Origin of the sequence: Trichocoleus sp. FACHB-262, from assembly GCF_014696035.1 — a bacterium.
Classification (GTDB): domain Bacteria; phylum Cyanobacteriota; class Cyanobacteriia; order FACHB-46; family FACHB-46; genus Trichocoleus.
Genome location: NZ_JACJPK010000097.1, coordinates 308,904 through 325,827, shown reverse-complemented (window position 1 = coordinate 325,827; position 16,924 = coordinate 308,904). Strand labels below are relative to the sequence as shown.

Here is a 16,924-nt window from a genome sequence, read left to right as displayed (position 1 = left end):
ATCCCCTTGAGAGCGAACCGCCGTTCGTCCCTAGCCCTATATAGTTGTGCTGAATCTTTAGCACAGTTTTCAGATCCGCGCCCAGAAATGTTGCGAAAGAATGCGAGTAGGTGGCAATTTTTGCAAATAGTCAGTAGATCTGAAAGGAGACCTGGTTTCAGTTCAACCGGATAGGTTGGGTGTTAAGCTGCTGTCACTTTCTTCATACCCCATGAGCTCATCTATTACTCAAGACGTTTCGCTTTACGAACTTGCCCTCCAGTCTGAAGAGTCCCCAGCCCCTTTGCAAGTAAGCCCTGCGACTCTCAAATCTATTGTGAGTTCTGCGATTGACGTTCTGATCGAGCAAAAATTGCCAGCCACCCTTTGGATCAAGCTGCCCCGCGACGATGTTTGGCAAGCCGAAATTAAGCGCTACTGCGAATCCGCCCAGGTTCCTCATACCCTGTATCTCTTTAAAACTTCTAAAGATGAAGTTCTGAGTGCGACCTCTGCGATCGCCAATGGGCAGGGAGAAGCCTATCCGAATCAAGACTTCCCCAAAAGCGCCGAAGAAGCCGTAGATTTTTCTGCTGTTTCTCACTCGTCCTCGGCTTTAGTCACCCTACAGTTAGCCGCCGAAAGCCAACTAAAACGGGAATATTTTCTGTTCTTCCTGTCTCCTCAATTTTCTGGCTTAGTACTGGCTCATCGGCCTCGCTCCTTGCGGCCTACCAAATCAGAGACCTCTACACCAACCAATGCACCTAAAGGTGGAACTGCCGAAAAAGCCACTACAGAAGAAGAGGGTTTAGAGAAAAAACAACCCCTCCTCGCCTGCTGCTCCTTTAACCCAACCACCCTGCAACAAGTTTTTTCAGGCATTAAGCAAGCCGTTACCGTCACCCAAACCCTGCATTCTGAGTCCGCGATCGCCGCCTCTCATTTAGTTGGCAGTTGGGATCAACTCTTGCAGCAAGGACTCACCCAATCCGTAGATTCCAACTTATTCAGCCGTTTTCTCACCAAACAAGTCCAACGCCAAGAAGAAGTTTGGCATCGCTCCACCATTTATCGAAAGCAGGCCGAATCCGCCGAAACATTGCAAGTCCAAAATGAAGAATTGCTTAATGCCTTGCGGCTCAAAGACGAATTTCTCAGCACCGTCGGTCAGGAACTGCGAACGCCCCTGACCAATATGAAAACCGCCCTCACCCTGCTCAACTCCCCCAGCCTCAAACCTGCTCAGCGACAACGCTACATGCAAGTCTTGAGCACAGAATGCGATCGCCAAGGCTCCCTGATTGCCAGCCTCCTCGACCTAGTACAACTCGATCGCGAAATTGAAAACTCCACCATGCAACCCGTTTCGCTCGCCGAAATTGTGCCCGGAGTCGTCAGCACCTATCAGCCTCTGGCCCAAGAAAAAGGCATTATGCTGGCTTACACCGTGCCAGAAGAACTTCCCCTCGTCTCTTGCCTCAGCGCTTGGCTCAAGCAAATCGTGATTAACCTGCTGCACAACGGCATCAAATTCACCCCCAAATCAGGCCAAGTTTGGGTTCGAGCCAAACAACAGGGTGATTACGTCCAGCTAGAATTCCGCGACACAGGCATCGGCATCCCCACCAGCGAAATCCCCAAAATTTTCGATCGCTTCTACCGCGCCCGTCACGTTGCCGGAGAAGACCCCGGCGGTGCAGGCTTGGGCCTCACCATCGTCCAGCAAATCCTCCTCCGCTGCGGTGGTTCCATCTCCGTCAAAAGCAAACTCAGCGAAGGCTCCACCTTCAACGTCCTCCTGCCAATTTATAGAGCGCCTGTGGAAGGAGGAAGGATGAGGGATGAAGGATAAAAAGGAGGAGTCAGGAAGTGAGGAGAGAGGAGTGAGGAGTGAGGAGTTGCGAACCAAAAGCTACCAAAACCCGGACTCGAAACGCCCATACTAAATTTCGTTTGGAGGAGGTCTGGAGGACGCAACCGTCCTTCAGCGGGGGTTTGGGGGCGAGTGCCCCCAAGGCTCGGGTTTGCACCCGAAACCAACTTACGAATGACTCACCTCCAAAGGCAAGAAAATCGTCATTACCTCCCCTTGTTGCGGCTTCTCCCGCACAATCAACTTGCCACCCAAAGCTTGAAACAAATTCTTCGTCACACCCAAACTCAAACTTAAGCTACCCGTCTCAGGCTGAAACATGAGTAACTGCCCAATCGACTTCAAAGCCGATCGCGCCGAATGGCTCGTATGAGTTGATGGGTCAGTCTCTGGTTGCAACTCAGACTGCAACTGAAGCTTCAACTGGCTCCCCGCCAACATCACCTGCACCTGAATATGGCTACCTCCAGGCAAATTGCGAGTAAATCGCTCAATTAAGCTAGTCAGAGCCTGATCCAGCATGGTTGGATCACTCACCACCATCGGCATCTTCTGGGGCAGCAACACCTTCAGCGTCAGATTCCGCAGACTCGCTTGCTTCTCCCAACGCGGAATACTCTGCTGCAACACCTGATCAATAGAAGTCGAAGCCAAAGCCACTGGAGGGCGCTTCACCGCCGACGTTTCTAACTCCACCGCTCGGAAAATCAGACCAAAGCGATCGATTTGTTCATTACATTCGCGATCGATAATTTCCAACCGCTTCAGCACCTCAGGCGCTAAGTCTTTCCGCTTCAGCAATAACCGGGTCAACGTGCGAATCGTCGTGAGCGGAGTTCGTACCTCATGGGCGATCGCCTGCAACAACTCCACATCCAAGTTACTTTTCGGCTCCGCCATCGGTTCAGCCGGAGCATGAACCTCCGAAGGCATTGGGGTTGTCGCCACACTAGCCATTGCCAACTCAGGGAATGGCTCTGCAACCAGATGGACTGTCTCAGAATTAAAGCTATGAGTAGCTAGACGAGAGGAATCTAATGCTTCCGCTTCTAAGTCAATCGGGTCCGGCAAATGTTGCAGCAATAGCTGACTAAACTGCATCACAGTTTTGTAATGCGGAGCTGTAGGCGCAAACTGAGCCACCAAAGCATCCAACCGTTCTACTTGGTGAGGACTGGTCAGTAAAGCGCGAGGCCGTAGCGATCGCCAAGCACTCTGCACCACCTCTGGGTCAAAAGAAAAAGTGAAAGCGGGTGCGCCCGTTGCCTTTTCTCCCAACACCATCACTAAGCTAAACGCTGAGGTTAAAACCAAACAAAATTGTTCTGCCGCCAAGGGATCACCAGGCAACACAGGCAGAGCAGGAGTAGTTTCCAGAACCTCAGATACCTCTTTACTTGATGATGCGGGTGGCAGTTGAAATGGCATCCAAGCAAAGGCATCTAAAGCTTTAGGCGTGAATACCCAAGACGCTAAACGGGCATTGAGGCTGGGTTGCGTCAGGATACAGGATGGCCCTGCGAGAATTAACCCTTGCTTGGCTTTGAGAGCTGAATGCTGCTTGCGGGGAGACTGAACCGTTGCTACAGGTTCTGCCAATTCTGGCAAGGTCGCTTCTAATAAGACGTTAAGGGCTGCGATCGCCGCCCACCATTCTCGCTCGGCCCGCACTCGTTGCCGCGCGATCGACACATGACTTCTACCCGCTTCAGCAGATATAACTGAAACCTCATGTGTCTCGCCATGTGTCTCACGGACAGACGTGGCACCGTTAGTTACCTCATTCGAGGCACTCCTGGCTAATACTTCACTTAAGCTTGGCAATAACCACTGATGCACAACTTTCTAGCCCCCCCAATGCAGTCACTCGTCATGGCACCGAGACTGCGAACACTGCTTAATTTCGCTCCATCTAGTACCAGGTTATCGGTATCAGCCGATCCGAGCTAGGCGTAGAACCGAACTCTTAGGTGTCAATCTCCGTTGCACTGAGGATCTAGGTGGAACCAATAGTTTTTGCTTCGCTGCTAAAATCACCTTGCTAGCTTACAGACACGCCTGGGTAGAGTGGCAGCATTGGTGCAAATAATTGCAAAATGGATGCAGTTTACTCATACCCCGCTCATCATGCCGACTTTGCTCACAGATGCCAAAAGCTTACTTTCTGACTTAGTTGCCCGCTACCGTTCCCAGGTAGATTATCTGGCCATCCGCTTAGAAGAGGCCGAAGGTACCGACATCCTGTTACGGGGAGACAAGATCGAAAGCTTAAGTGAAGGCATTTCGATTGGTGGGCAAGTTCGCGCCTGTCACAAAGGCGGCTGGGGCTTTGCCAGTTTCAATCGGCTTTCAGGGCTGGCAGAGCGGATTGAAGAAGCGATCGCTGCCGCTCGTTTAGTGGGAGATGAAGAAACCATCTTGGCTCCTGTCAACCCAATTCAAGACACTTGTATCCTGCCGCTTACAGGCCAAGATCCTCGCCACGTTTCACTGAATGAGAAGAAAACGCTGTGCGAGTACTATGCAGGCATTTTGCGCTCAGTCGATCCTCAAATTACTACGATTTCTGTGCGCTATGGCGACAGCGCTCAACGCATCCTCTTTGCCACCTCTGAAGGCACCTTGATCGAACAGTCTTGGGTGGATATGGAGATGCGCTTTGCGGCTACTGCCCGCAACGGCGAAACGGTGCAAACAGGCCGCGAGACGACTGGCTCTCGCCGGGGTTATGAAGACTTGTTAGGGCTAGATGCTCAAGTTCGTAGCGCCGCGCAACGCGCAGTAGATGCTTTAGCGTTGCAACCTGTCAAAGGCGGCACCTACACTGTTGTGATCGACCCGATTCTGTCAGGATTGTTTGTCCATGAAGCCTTTGGGCATCTTTCAGAAGCAGATATGGCCTACGAAAATCCTGACATTCTAGAAGTCATGACCCTAGGGCGACAGTTTGGGTCACCAGAGCTGCAAATTTTTGACGGAGCCCAGCCCCCAGGACATCGAGGCAGCTACTTCTACGATGACGAAGGCACCCCCGCAACCACCACGCAGTTGATTCAAGATGGCGTCTTGGTAGGACGACTACATTCGCGTGAGACTGCGGGCAAGCTGGGCGAAGCTCCTACCGGGAATGCCCGCTGCCTTAACTACCACTACCCCCCGATTGTCCGCATGACCAATACTTGGATTGAGCGCGGTAAAACCCCAGTTGCCGATCTCTTCCAAGGCATCAAAGAAGGTGTTTATGCCCGCAACTGGTTAGGTGGCATGACGAATGGGGAGATGTTTACATTTACAGCAGGGGAAGCCTGGATGATTCGGAACGGCGAAATTGCCGAACCTGTCAGAGACGTTACACTCTCTGGCAATGTGTTCACGACACTAGCAGACATTGAAGCGATCGGAGACGACTTCTATTGGGATGAATCGGGTGGCTGCGGCAAAGGCGGCCAAGGCGGTTTACCTGTAGGCTGTGGAGGCCCTAGTCTGCGCCTACGCAACGTGGTTGTAGGTGGCGAAGCAGTCGAAGAGGAGTAACCTAGCATTAGCAGGACGCTTTCGCGCTCAAGCTTGCAGATTTTCAGTTGAAGCGGATGCTCACAAAGGGGTTATGGCTGCAAGAGCCCAGATTTCCCTGGAGATGCTTGTCTAGATGCTGGTGGTGAGGCATCCGCTTGAGGAGTTTGTCGGGTTCCTGCGATCGCCCGATCGACCTGACTCAGTAAATCGTCCAAGGTCGAAGAGTTATCCAGCACGACATGAGCACAAGCTACCTTCTTTTCGATCGCCATCTGGCTATTGATTCTGGCTTGCACTTGCTCTAAGCTCAGGCGATCGCCTTCTGGGGAAGTTTTGGCATCTCGTTCTAGTAAACGCTCAACTTGCTGAACTGACGCACACTGAATCACCCACACCTCAGTGACCAGATCGGTCATGCGGGCTTCAAACAGCAAAGGTACTACCAGCACCACTGTAGGGTAAGCTTCTGCGGGTAGGGCTTGCAATTGCGACTCCATGCGATCGCGCACGTACGGATGAATGCGCTGTTCCAACCACAATCGCTCGGCAGAGCTGCTGAAGATAATCTTACCTAGGCGGCGACGATCAAGGTCTCCATTGGCTAATAGAATACCAACGCCATAACGTTCAACAATTTCTTGAAACACATCTGAGTCTGGGCCAACCGCTTCTCTAGCGTACAAATCGGCATCCAAAATGGTTAGCTGATAAGCAGAAGCTAGATAGTCAGAAACGGTCGTTTTGCCCATCCCAATTCCTCCAGTCAAACCAATTACCCGTTGGTCATGGCTTGGGGTCTGGGAAGCAGATGGCTGGGTCAGCTTTAGATCTGTAGAGCCGCGCTGTTCACGAAGGGTGTTTAAGCTTTGACTCATATCGTGAACCCGTACACTTATGCAAAATGGTTGATTAAAGGCTTTTCGAGCCGTTGATCGGCACTCTAGGAAATTTTAACAAGTGAGATTACCTAGAAGAATAAAAGTTTGGCTCCCAATCAGCTTAAAGTTTCAGAGAGAAAATCAGCTGCCGCTTCTACCATCGCGATCGCATTTTCATACACCATGCGAGTCGGGCCCAAGACTCCTACACTACCAACGGGGACTGTACCTCGGCGATAGGTGGCAGAAATCAGCGTACAAGTACGAATTGGTTCTAGCGGATTTTCCGCTCCAATCCGCACCGTCGCTCGCTTGCCTACTGAGTCAGAGTCAGGGTATTCAAAAATTAAAGGCCATAGTTGATCTTGTTCTTCTTCTAACAGGTGAATAATAGTTTGAATCTGCTGCAATTCCGAAAATTCTGGATGGCGTAACACCTCTGAAACGCCACTGACCAAAATTTGGGTTGTGCGGGGTGATTGAGTTCGCCTCATTAAATCAGCCAGTGAAGCTCGCAAACCATCTGCGTATTGTTCAAATTCTCGACCCAGCTCGCTCCAGTCGAGCGAAGGCAATTCCGCCAGCGATCGCCCCCGCAGTTGATGATTCAAGAAATTGGATAAAATTTGCAACTCTCGCTCAACCAATTCCGGGTCTGCCAAGGCCCCCACTTGATTTTGGGCTGAGTCAGCTTGGGGCAGTTCCATCAAAACCGATTGGGTTTCATAAGCATCTGTCACCACAATCAGCATCACCTGCCTCGGCTCAATCTGCACGATTTGCAAATGGCGCAGTCGAGCCATGTTGGCCTGAGGCATCGTCACCAAAGTCACGTAGCCACTCAGGGTTGCTAAAATTTGGGCCGCGCCTCGGAGCAAAGCTTCAAAACTCCAGCTATCCGAGTTCAGGCGATCGCTAAACAGTTGATCGACTTGGCGAGCCAAAGTCTCGGAAGGAGTAATTAACTGATCAACATAAATGCGATAACCAGAATCGGAAGGAATCCGCCCTGCTGAAGTATGTGGTTGATAAAGCAGCCCCGCCTTTTCTAAATACCCCATCGCGCTGCGAATCGTGGCTGGGCTGACACTCAGGTTATATTCTTCTACCAAAGCTTTTGAACCCACAGGTTCTGCGGTCGCAATGTAGTGACGGACGGTTGCCCAAAGAACCCGTTGCTGTCGATCGGTGAGATTCACTTGTACAGGCATGAGATCGGTAGCTGAATTTAACTGAGCTTCAAAAAATTGTCAAAAAATAAATGATTAAGTTAAGAAGGCCTACAAAAAGGGATTTACTGTTAGTCTTCCGTCTTTCCCGTCTTGGTTTAGAGCCTTAGAACCAGTGATTAAACTGATGATCCGAGTAGCAACTAGACTCTGATCGTTACTGGGATGCCACCAACATAGCAGATGCTTGATTATCTCTTTCGGACTGCTCCGTCAGTAGTAGCAAAAATAACCATCTTCCTGAGGCCTTGGAAGATCCTACTAGCTGCGATCGCTTCCAGCTTTTACTCAGTGACTATAGTCTATTAGTCCTCACTTCAGCAGCCTAAGTTCCTAACCAAGTAGTTGTCGTGTTACAGCTAGCACTTGCCATGAAGAGCAACGACTCGTAACCCAGAACGCTAGTAACGAGGAATTGATGAATCAACTAAAACAGCGTATGCTTCGATGCCACCCTCAACATTCTTGATATTGGTAAAGCCTTGGCTAGCTAACCATTGACACATCTGTGCCGATCGCATCCCGTGGTGGCAAAGCACAATCGTTTCTGCCTGGGGGTCGAAGCGGGCCTGTACTTGCTCTGACCAAGCTGCATATTCACTGAGTGGCAAATTAGTAAAGCCGGAGATGTTGGCGATCGCAACTTCTTGCGGTTCTCGTACATCAACCAACTGCAAGCCCTCAGGTGTTGCTAAGCGTTTTGCCAGTTCCTCAACACTCATTTGAGTAAAAGCTGGATTCGTAGATTGGTTGGTCATGAAATTGCCCGCTTGCTGGATTGCTCAGCCATAGACTCTAAACTGATTTTATCTGGGTTTAGAGCACTCTTGTCAGCTCAGTACTACCAGGTGCTAATGACGACTCAATACTTAACTCGTAGAGCAGAGGAATTCTAAGCGACAGAACGCTTGCCCAGCTTGTAGTGAACAAGGTTGCGTTCCTCGATTGGTGAGCTGCACCATGACTTCAGGAGTTTCTACGGCTCCAGCTTCATTGGTTTGTGCTGTTGGTTCAAACCAAGCCACGGTTAGTTGATGTTGGCTGCGGAGCGCTTTGACTAGCTGGACTTGCACCGCAGAAGTCAAGCCCTTTAGTTGAAAGCCTAATTGACAAACGATGGTCTGTCCCGGTTCTAAAGTAATGCGATCGCAGCGTTTTGATACCCCCAAAAGCCCCTCTTGATAGGGTGCCTGTACCAAAAAATTCCGGGTCAGCCAGCAAGCAACGACTGTGGTTGCTAAGTTTCCGGCAGCTTGCGGGGGGACCAAGGCAGGCGCAACCTTGACAACTGGAAAGCGCATTAAATGAGGTAGTTTTACTAAGTCAACTGCTGGCGTTCTACGAGTGGGCGTAGGTGATGCTGACCATACAACCCTGCTTTGAATCGTGGCCTCTCTTGAAGCTTTGGTTAAAGCAGATGCAGGAGCTTGAGCCATGCCAGGCAAGGGGCCAGACAACGGAGAGATAGATGCCTCAGCTTCTATAACGCTGGGTTGGTTAGCCAATGGAGAGTTCACTGGCTCAGCTTCTTCAAACACGTCAATGAGCACTAGATCGCTGAGAGTCGCGGATTCCTCAACGGGTGGTTCTGTAAGTAAAGGACGAACTGAACGAGGGGTCACCTTGGGCAAATCTCGCTCTAAAGTTTCAGAAAAAGCAGTAACTCTTTGTCCAGCTACTTCTGGAACAGGCTTCTCGGTAGCCCAACCAAAAGGAGAGCGTTTGCGGGTGCTGGCAGACTTATGTAGAGAGGGATGGTTGAGCTTGGGGTCTTGGCGGCGACGCTCTTTGATGTATTGCTGCACAATGGTTTGGCGGTTACGCATGTAGTCTGCCCAGAAGCCAGGCTGGATCTCATCCATCGTCTGAGCCAGGGACCAAATCTCCAACGTCATCATGTTATAAAACGTTTGGTCAGCCTTTTGGAGTTCCTGGACCCAACCTGCGACGTTGCGGCTCGAATTGAGCGGGCTGCTGTCTAGAGTACTAACAGAACTCAACCCCATCATTTGCGATCGCCTCTAATACTTGGGACTATCCTACCCAACTATCCCAGCATAAAAAGACACAGGCATATCTGTTTTATCAAGCCTTTACAGATTTTTTTTAGATTGTGTAACTAGTGCAAACCAAGCCAAAGTACCTAATTCCAGAAATCTAGCTCTAGAGGCAAGTCTTGACCGAAAACGGAGGCAAGCTAGGTAAGGTTCTGGTTAGGAAGTGGCATTAATCAACTTCATATGGCTCATTTGGGGTCGAGCTGTAGTCTTACGGTACAGAGCACTATGAGGTAGAACCCGCAGCACTTCGGTAATCGTGGTCACCCCTGTCGTCACTTTTTCGATCGCAGCAACGCGGAAAGAAGCAAAATTGATCTCGCTGAGGTGACGGTGCAGTTGGGTCATCGTTCCTTCATAGATAATTTGCCGCACCGTATCATCCACATCTAGCAATTCAATAATTGCCTCTCGGCCCAGAAAACCGGAGTTAAAGCATTTTGAGCAGCCTCGGCCCTTACGCCATAACTCTGGGGAGGCTTCTTCTAGGTTTAAGCCGAGCACTTTCAAGTCTGATTCTGTAGGGGTATGAGGTTCAGCACAGTGAGGGCAGATTCGGCGTACCAAGCGCTGAGCCACAATACCGAGCAAAGCGTCACTAATCAAGCCTGGGTCCGGACCAATATCCTTTAAGCGGGGGATGGCACTAGCCGCATCATTGGTGTGTAGTGTTGTTAGCACTAGATGTCCGGTGAGGGCGGCACGAATTCCTGTTTCTGCTGTTTCACTGTCCCGGATTTCTCCCAACATAATGATGTCTGGGTCTTGCCGGAGAATTGCCCGTAGCCCAGCCGCGAAGGTCATGCCTGCAGGTTCATGCACCTGGGTTTGCGTGATGCGTGGCAACACATACTCGACTGGATCTTCAACCGTGATTACATTGACAAATTCCGTAGCTACGGCTTGCAGGCTGGTGTAGAGCGTACTGGTCTTTCCCGATCCCGTAGGACCTGTAAAAATCACCATGCCTTGAGGTTGTTGGAGCCAATTTCTATAGATAGCCAAGGTTTTATCAGTAAAACCCAGTTCGTCAATGCTAGAGAAGGGATTTTGGCGCGGCAGCAGACGAATGACGGCTTTTTCGCCACCAATACAAGGCAGCGTGCTAACTCGCATGTCTAAGCCCAAGTCGGAGTCTTGGCCAGAGGCATATTTTTCGCCCATTCTGGCATCTTGAGGACGGCGGCTTTCTGCAATATCCATATCCGCCATTACTTTCAGCGCCACGATCGCCCGACGGCTGATTTCTAGAGGCAGCGTGGTAATATCGCGCAGAATGCCATCAATGCGATACCGCACTCTCAACCCTTCTGGAGTTGGTTCTAGATGAATGTCGCTGGCTCGGTTGCGTAAGGCTCCAGAAATGATGGTCCGAATCCGACTGATTTGGTCTACTGCTTTAGAAAGGTAGAGTTCGGTGACTTCCCCAATATTTTCTTGGTCTTGTTCCCCAGTGAGGGGATTCACCAGCGGTGTTGAGCTGATGCGGTTGTTATCTAAGTTTTGGCTGTGGAACCAGTTGCGATAGCTTTTATCGGAAATTGGAATAATTTTGATTTCAGTGAACGTGCGATCGCTGAGCTTTCTAATTTCCTCTAAGGGCAAGGCGATCGGACTGCCTAAGAAATAACAGTTACGCCACAACAACAGCGGAATCACGGGTGGTAAAGTACCGCGATCGGGAAACTCGCGCAAAAAGCGATAGCTCACTTCTCGATCGAGCAATTCCAGCCTAACGCCACCCTGAGCATCCACTAGTAGCTGTAGTGCTTCTTCGCAAGTAATTTCCCGGTTCTTTAGCTGATGCCAAGCGGATAGGGAAGCAAAAGGTGTCTGCATAATTTTTTATACGTTAAGCACTTATAAATGAATGCACTAAAGGAATCAGCGATCGCTCATTGAGCTTGGCTTTACTTAGCAAAGCAGCTTACCGTAGCTGAGCAGGGCTAAGCAGTCATCTCTACAACACTAGAATTAATTTATACGAGTCTTATACCTAGCTTAATGTTCTGATGAGGGCGGCGTTGAGTCTGCGTCTGGGTGAGCCTGTTTATGCCGAAGAAATTGTTTGAGTGCTGTTTGGCGGTGGCTCATGAAGCGAGTCCAAAATCCTGGCAGTAGCCCATCCATCGTTTTCGCAATCGACCATACCTCCATTGCCATCAGGTTGTAGAACGAGCGATCGGACTTTTGCAATACTTCTAGCCATTGCTCAAAATCCATTTGAGCCATCAATTCTGGGCTATCTTCCTTCTCTACTTCTGGCGGTGGGTCAAACTGCTGAAAATCAGGCTCTGACATGGCGATCGCCTCTGAATCACGCTCAAGTTTGGCAAAAACTTTGACACTTAGGTGCCCTAGACTGATTCCTACCCTAGCAAGCATTTTCAGGAAAACAGCCGTCGCGAGATTAGTCTTTGGTCTCAGAATGCCCAGATTTATGGCTTGATGGATAATGATCCTGGAATAATGATCCTGGATTGTTTTTCGCTCAATAGCCCTCAAGCAGCGTCTAAATTCACCATGAAGCTCCGCTCATTTTTCTCGGTTCTGGTCGCCAGTGTTCTGGTGCTGCTCTTGGTCGGTGCCAGCGGCTTTTACTGGCTCACAGCTCGCAGTCCGCTTGCCCTCTTGCGAGGCGGATCTACAGACGGTCCCGCAGCAGCCATGTTTGTCCCCAAACAAGCCCCAGCCGTGGTGTCTTTGTTGGTGAATCCAGAGCGCTTGGAGGCGTTTCGCCAAGTTATTGCAGCTCCGGGTGCCCGTCGTCAGTCTAGAGCTGAAATTGAGCAACTAAAGCAAAGTTTGCTCGCGAATACAGGTCTCGATTACAAACAAGATGTAGAGCCTTGGCTAGGCGATGAAATCACTCTTGCCTTAACCTCGCCCGATGTCGATCGCGATGCTCAAACTGGGCAACAACCCGGTTACTTACTAGCGATCGCTACTCAAAATCCAGAACGTAGCCGTGAGTTCTTGCAGTTGTTTTGGCAGAAACGGGTAGCGGCTGGCACCAGGTTGATGTTCGAGCAGTACAAAGGCGTCAAGCTGATTTACAGCCAACCCGAACCCCCAGTAGAGCCACAAAAGCCAGAAACTAAGCGTAAAAAAAATAAGCAACAAGAACCTGATACAGTGCTCACGGTTCAACCTGCAACCACTCTGTCAACCGCTGTGGTAGGCGATCGCTTTGTGTTGTTTGCCAATCAACCGAAGGTGTTGCGAGATGCAATCAACAACGTGCAAGCGGCGGAGCTAGGTTTAGGAAGTTCTCCTGCCTATCAGCAAGCGTTGCAGAGCTTCAAGCAACGACAAATCGGCTTAGTGTTTCTCAATTTGCCTCAGTTGGCGACTTGGTCGAGCCAGGGCACAGCGGGTGCTACGACTGAAGCGAGCAATTTGTACGAAAGTGTCGCGATCGGTCTAGGATTAAGCCGCAAAGGACTCTTGGCAGAAACGGCTTTCTTGGCCGCACCAGGGCAAACATTACCAGCCGCTACTCCTGCGCTATCTAAACCAACTGGAGCTTTGGCGTATATTCCTGCCAGTAGTCCCGTGGTGGCAGCAGGCACAGACTTAGAACAGTTTTGGACGCAAGTTTCTAGCGGAGTATCAAGCTACGAGACGCTGGCTCAGTTGATTAATCAGCCGCTCAACAACCTACGAAACGCTTGGCAGTTGGATCTCCCCCAAGACATTTTTAGTTGGGTGAAAGGGGAATATGCTGTGGCCTTGCTGCCACGTCCAGAACAGCAGCCCGACTGGGTTTTTGTCACTGAAAGAACCGAAGCAGCCACGACCGCGATCGCCAACCTAGATACGCTTGCCAAGGACAAAGGCTTCAGCGTCGGACCGCTAACTTTAGCCGATCGCCCTGTTTCTGCTTGGACTAAATTAGGTTCAACTCCTCTCAAAGCTGCAAGCAAAACTACTACTGAAGGCAACTCCGCTTCGCTTGCCAATGTGATTGCCGCTGAAGTCGAGGGGGTACATGCCACAGTGGGCAACTACGAAATCTTTGCTACTTCTGTAGCAGCGATGGAACAAGCCCTACAAGCTACCAAAGATTCTTTAGTAGATAGCCCTGGCTTCAAGGCAGCGATCGCAGCTCTCCCTAAAGACAACGATGGCTACCTATATCTAGATTGGGCGAACAGCCGCTCGATTCTAGAACAACAGCTTCCGTTCTTGCGTCTCGTGGAGCTAGCCAGCCAGCCGTTCTGGAACCAGTTGCGATCGCTCACCGTTACCAGCCTGGGAGGAGAATCTGGAGTGCGACGGAGTGAAGTCTTCCTCAACTTGAGCGCAACTGACAAAGCTTAAGCTTAAGCTTAGATGCTGGGGATGCCATCAAGCTTGAGAATCGCTAGGATCAAAGGAGGAGAGAACTCTCCCCGCTACTGAAGAAAGCGGACTTTACTCCTTCGGGAGGTTTGCATGGTCAAGTTTGTATTGCGATCGCTGGTAGGCATCCTCGTATTTGTGATTGATACGTTCTACCGCGATCGCCCCTACCAGCGCTTCTACGTTTTAGAAACTGTTGCGCGCGTCCCCTACTTCTCCTATCTCTCGGTCCTACACCTTTACGAAACGCTAGGTTGGTGGCGCAAAGCCGATTGGCTCAAGGTGCATTTCGCTGAAGCCTGGAATGAACTCCACCACTTGCTGATTATGGAATCCTTGGGCGGCAACCGTTGGTGGATTGATCGGTTCTTTGCCCAGCACACCGCTCTAATGTACTACTGGGTGATGGTGGGTCTGTATATGGTCTCGCCGCGCTCAGCCTACTACATGATGGAGCAGATTGAAGGGCACGCCTTCCACACCTATGACCAGTTTGTAGAAGCTCATCAAGCCGAGCTACGAGCTCAACCCGCTCCTGCCATTGCGATCGCCTACTACCGCGATGGCGACCTCTACATGTTTGATGAGTTCCAAACCTGTACGAAGCCAGAGTCTCGACGGCCCTCTGTAGATAACCTCTACGATGTCTTCGTCAATATTCGCGACGACGAAGCCGAGCACGTCAAGACAATGGTGGCTTGCCAGCAACCTGATGCTCAAACGGCTTTGAAGAGCCCCCACAATCTAGAAGTGATTCAATTGCCCCTAGAAGTCGAACTGGTGTTACCCACCACTCCTACACCTGTCACCACTATCGAAATCTAAAATTCCCTCTCCCTAACCCTCTTTCTGAGGAAGAGGGAACTAGATTCTTGCTATCTCTAAGCAGGAAGTGAGGTCAAATTTTGAGGCTGCGTAGGCAGCCTTTGTTTTTGTAAACGCGACTTTAGTCGTCAGGCATCTTAGTTATTTTGGTTTCGCTTTAGACTTGGCTGGGCTTGACGGCTTGAAATAGGTTTTATACATTTCATGAGCGATCGGCACGGCTGAGACAGCACCAAATCCGCCATTCTCTACCACCACCGCGATCGCAATTTGCGGATCTTTCACCGGGCCATAACCCACATACACCGCGTTATCTTCCTGCCCTGGCACCTCCGCTGTCCCCGTCTTGCCCGCAGTTAGTGGGATGGAGCCATCGTTGAGTTGCTTTGCGGTTCCCTGTTGTACTACCGCAATTAAGCCATTGCGGACCGTGGCGATGGTACTGGGAGACAAGCCCACTTTCGCTGGCTGAGTCGCTGGGGTATTCGTTTGGGAGGCTAACAAGTGGGGCTTGACTCGCGATCCTCCATTGGCGATCGCTGAATACATCACCGCCATTTCCACAGGTGTTGCCTGGACCAAACCTTGCCCAATTGACATACTCACCGTATCGCCAGCATACCAAGGCTCGCCATAGAGCTTTTCTTTTTGGGCTGGCGTAGGAGCCGCACCATAGCCTGCCTTCTCAAAACCCAACACCTCAGTCTCACCAACTCCCAAGCGGTGCGCCCATTTAGAAATCTGCTCTGGCCCTGCGGATAAACCCATTTGGTAGAAAAAGGTATTACTGCTAACCGCAAAGGCTTCTCGAAAACCAATCACACCGTAGCCACTACCATGCTCATGAAACTGGAAACCGCCCACTGTGATGTAGGAGGAAGTAGCCAAAGTTGAATCTGGCGAGAACTTACCCGATTCCAAACCTGCCACTGCCGTCACTAACTTAAACGTGCTACCGGGTGGATATCCCTGAAAAGCGCGATTCAGAAACGGTTTGTCTTCCCCTTGCAATCGGTCCCACTCCTTCGAGGCGACTCTACGGGTAAAAATATTGGGGTCGAAGGTAGGACCACTCGCCATCGCCAACACTGCCCCTGTTTTTACATCCAGCGCTACCACAGCCCCCCGCCGCTTGTTCAGCGCTTTCTCTGCCGCTTTTTGCAACTCTAAGTCCAGGGTCAGCTTTACAGATGAACCTGCTTTGGTCGGAGAATTGCCTAACAAACGCAGTTCCTTCCCGCCTGCGTCAACCTCAATCAAGCGGCCTCCCCAGACACCCTGCAACTGAGATTGCAATAAACGCTCCAAACCCATTTGGCCCACAATCATGCCCATCGGATACTCAGGGTGAGCCTTCAAGTCATCTGCGGTCGCCTCACCGATATATCCCAACGCGTGAGCACCCAGATCACCATTGGGGTAGTTACGCGCTGATTCAGGTCGAATTTCTAGACCTGGCAACTCTCCAATTTGCTCTGCGAGTCGGGTAAAGGCATTAGGGCTAAGGTTTTGGCTGATCCGGACAGGCATGGCTGAGTGGTAGCCCACATCCTGGAGTTTTTTCAAGATCTCAGCAGCCGGAACATTCAAAATGGGTCCTAACTGAGTGGCCCATTGTTGCCACTGAGCCTGGGTTTGGTATCTGGGCCAAAGGTAAACAGCCCGCGAGACTCGGTTAGCCGCCAGCAATTTGCCCTTACGGTCTAGCAGATTGCCTCGATCGGCGGGGATCGGAATCAAGCGAATGCGGTTTTGGTCGGCCAATTGGCGATTTTGTTGCCCTTGAATCAACTGGAGTTGAACCAAGCGCAACATACAGGCTGACAGTAAAGATGTCATCACCAGAGTCAACAAAATTCCACGACTGGTGCGCTCTTGAATATTGTTGACGAAGCGAGTTGCAGAGGATGAAGAAAAGGAAAGTCCGGTAGCCATCTTGCCTGAACTAAATCGGTTGTTGGGGAATCGATGCGAAAATTAAAACAACGTTGGAACTGCCACAGAGCTACACAGGCCACCTTGGAAGGCGATCGCTCATCTTGGACTGATCCTGCTCCCTGTCAACTTCCAGAATCCGAAGTGGCTCATCCGGAATTTTGCTAATAAATCGTGCTTGAGAGTTAGCGCAAAACTAAGGTTGTTAGTAGCGCCTAAGCTGCTACTTTAGAAAACCCAAAATTTACTCTTACCCATCGGCTGGAGCCAGCGTCAAATCATTGT

13 protein-coding genes are annotated in these 16,924 nt (G+C 50.6%); 5 read left to right on the top strand and 8 right to left on the bottom strand.

Annotated features, from left to right (window positions below; all coding sequences use genetic code 11):
- Nucleotides 1–211 precede the first annotated feature (211 nt).
- Complete coding sequence (locus H6F68_RS23750; RefSeq protein ID WP_190562793.1) at nucleotides 212–1,834, top strand: DICT sensory domain-containing protein; 1,623 nt, start codon at nucleotides 212–214, stop codon at nucleotides 1,832–1,834.
- Between the two features lie 189 nt (nucleotides 1,835–2,023).
- Here the strand turns inward: H6F68_RS23750 and H6F68_RS23745 are convergent, their stop codons facing one another.
- Nucleotides 2,024–3,694 carry a sensor histidine kinase KdpD gene (locus H6F68_RS23745; RefSeq protein ID WP_190562791.1) on the bottom strand — a complete coding sequence of 557 codons (1,671 nt, stop codon included), beginning with the start codon at nucleotides 3,692–3,694 and terminating at the stop codon, nucleotides 2,024–2,026.
- 261 nt (nucleotides 3,695–3,955) lie between these two features.
- On the opposite strand from H6F68_RS23745, the gene H6F68_RS23740 reads away from it, so the two are divergent.
- Entirely contained in the window at nucleotides 3,956–5,389 is a 1,434-nt protein-coding gene (locus tag H6F68_RS23740; protein WP_399315051.1) for a TldD/PmbA family protein, read from the top strand.
- A gap of 71 nt (nucleotides 5,390–5,460) precedes the next feature.
- On the opposite strand, the gene coaE is transcribed toward H6F68_RS23740, so the two are convergent.
- The 6 genes from coaE to H6F68_RS23710 form a co-directional block, all read right to left on the bottom strand.
- Complete coding sequence (coaE, locus tag H6F68_RS23735) at nucleotides 5,461–6,246, bottom strand: dephospho-CoA kinase (RefSeq protein WP_190562789.1); 786 nt, start codon at nucleotides 6,244–6,246, stop codon at nucleotides 5,461–5,463.
- A gap of 119 nt (nucleotides 6,247–6,365) precedes the next feature.
- Nucleotides 6,366–7,460, bottom strand: coding sequence for a heat-inducible transcriptional repressor HrcA (hrcA, locus tag H6F68_RS23730; protein ID WP_190562788.1), 1,095 nt, complete (start codon nucleotides 7,458–7,460; stop codon nucleotides 6,366–6,368).
- 419 nt (nucleotides 7,461–7,879) lie between these two features.
- Nucleotides 7,880–8,236: a rhodanese-like domain-containing protein gene (locus H6F68_RS23725; RefSeq protein WP_190562786.1), complete on the bottom strand. Its 357-nt coding sequence runs from the start codon at nucleotides 8,234–8,236 to the stop codon at nucleotides 7,880–7,882.
- 111 nt (nucleotides 8,237–8,347) lie between these two features.
- Nucleotides 8,348–9,487 carry a hypothetical protein gene (locus H6F68_RS23720; RefSeq protein ID WP_190562784.1) on the bottom strand — a complete coding sequence of 380 codons (1,140 nt, stop codon included), beginning with the start codon at nucleotides 9,485–9,487 and terminating at the stop codon, nucleotides 8,348–8,350.
- A 204-nt stretch (nucleotides 9,488–9,691) separates the two neighbouring features.
- Nucleotides 9,692–11,374, bottom strand: coding sequence for a GspE/PulE family protein (locus tag H6F68_RS23715; RefSeq protein ID WP_190562782.1), 1,683 nt, complete (start codon nucleotides 11,372–11,374; stop codon nucleotides 9,692–9,694).
- 162 nt (nucleotides 11,375–11,536) lie between these two features.
- Nucleotides 11,537–11,836, bottom strand: a complete 300-nt coding sequence (locus H6F68_RS23710; RefSeq protein WP_206755553.1) for a hypothetical protein — start codon at nucleotides 11,834–11,836, stop codon at nucleotides 11,537–11,539.
- 222 nt (nucleotides 11,837–12,058) lie between these two features.
- Here H6F68_RS23710 and H6F68_RS23705 point away from each other — a divergent pair, with 222 nt between their 5' ends.
- Together H6F68_RS23705 and H6F68_RS23700 are read left to right on the top strand one after the other, a co-directional pair.
- Nucleotides 12,059–13,858, top strand: a complete 1,800-nt coding sequence (locus tag H6F68_RS23705) for a DUF3352 domain-containing protein (RefSeq protein ID WP_190562761.1) — start codon at nucleotides 12,059–12,061, stop codon at nucleotides 13,856–13,858.
- A 114-nt stretch (nucleotides 13,859–13,972) separates the two neighbouring features.
- A complete protein-coding gene (locus tag H6F68_RS23700; protein WP_190562759.1) occupies nucleotides 13,973–14,704 on the top strand; it encodes an alternative oxidase in 732 nt (243 codons plus the stop codon).
- A 141-nt stretch (nucleotides 14,705–14,845) separates the two neighbouring features.
- Here H6F68_RS23700 and mrdA read toward each other — a convergent pair whose 3' ends face one another.
- Nucleotides 14,846–16,639, bottom strand: a complete 1,794-nt coding sequence (gene mrdA / locus H6F68_RS23695) for a penicillin-binding protein 2 (RefSeq protein ID WP_190562757.1) — start codon at nucleotides 16,637–16,639, stop codon at nucleotides 14,846–14,848.
- 33 nt (nucleotides 16,640–16,672) lie between these two features.
- Between mrdA and H6F68_RS29470 the strand changes: the two genes are divergently transcribed.
- Entirely contained in the window at nucleotides 16,673–16,807 is a 135-nt protein-coding gene (locus H6F68_RS29470; protein ID WP_277876153.1) for a hypothetical protein, read from the top strand.
- Nucleotides 16,808–16,924: the final 117 nt, after the last annotated feature.

Excerpts from the sequence above, each read along its gene's own strand:
- mrdA (WP_190562757.1), bottom strand. The coding sequence starts at position 16,639 with ATGGCTACCGGACTTTCCTTTTCTTCATCCTCTGCAACTCGCTTCGTC.
- H6F68_RS23700 (WP_190562759.1), top strand. The coding sequence starts at position 13,973 with ATGGTCAAGTTTGTATTGCGATCGCTGGTAGGCATCCTCGTATTTGTG.
- coaE (WP_190562789.1), bottom strand. The coding sequence starts at position 6,246 with ATGAGTCAAAGCTTAAACACCCTTCGTGAACAGCGCGGCTCTACAGAT.
- H6F68_RS23740 (WP_399315051.1), top strand. The coding sequence starts at position 3,956 with ATGCAGTTTACTCATACCCCGCTCATCATGCCGACTTTGCTCACAGAT.
- H6F68_RS23725 (WP_190562786.1), bottom strand. The coding sequence starts at position 8,236 with ATGACCAACCAATCTACGAATCCAGCTTTTACTCAAATGAGTGTTGAG.
- H6F68_RS29470 (WP_277876153.1), top strand. The coding sequence starts at position 16,673 with ATGCGAAAATTAAAACAACGTTGGAACTGCCACAGAGCTACACAGGCC.
- H6F68_RS23710 (WP_206755553.1), bottom strand. The coding sequence starts at position 11,836 with ATGTCAGAGCCTGATTTTCAGCAGTTTGACCCACCGCCAGAAGTAGAG.
- H6F68_RS23715 (WP_190562782.1), bottom strand. The coding sequence starts at position 11,374 with ATGCAGACACCTTTTGCTTCCCTATCCGCTTGGCATCAGCTAAAGAAC.
- H6F68_RS23750 (WP_190562793.1), top strand. The coding sequence starts at position 212 with ATGAGCTCATCTATTACTCAAGACGTTTCGCTTTACGAACTTGCCCTC.
- H6F68_RS23705 (WP_190562761.1), top strand. The coding sequence starts at position 12,059 with ATGAAGCTCCGCTCATTTTTCTCGGTTCTGGTCGCCAGTGTTCTGGTG.
- H6F68_RS23720 (WP_190562784.1), bottom strand. The coding sequence starts at position 9,487 with ATGATGGGGTTGAGTTCTGTTAGTACTCTAGACAGCAGCCCGCTCAAT.
- hrcA (WP_190562788.1), bottom strand. The coding sequence starts at position 7,460 with ATGCCTGTACAAGTGAATCTCACCGATCGACAGCAACGGGTTCTTTGG.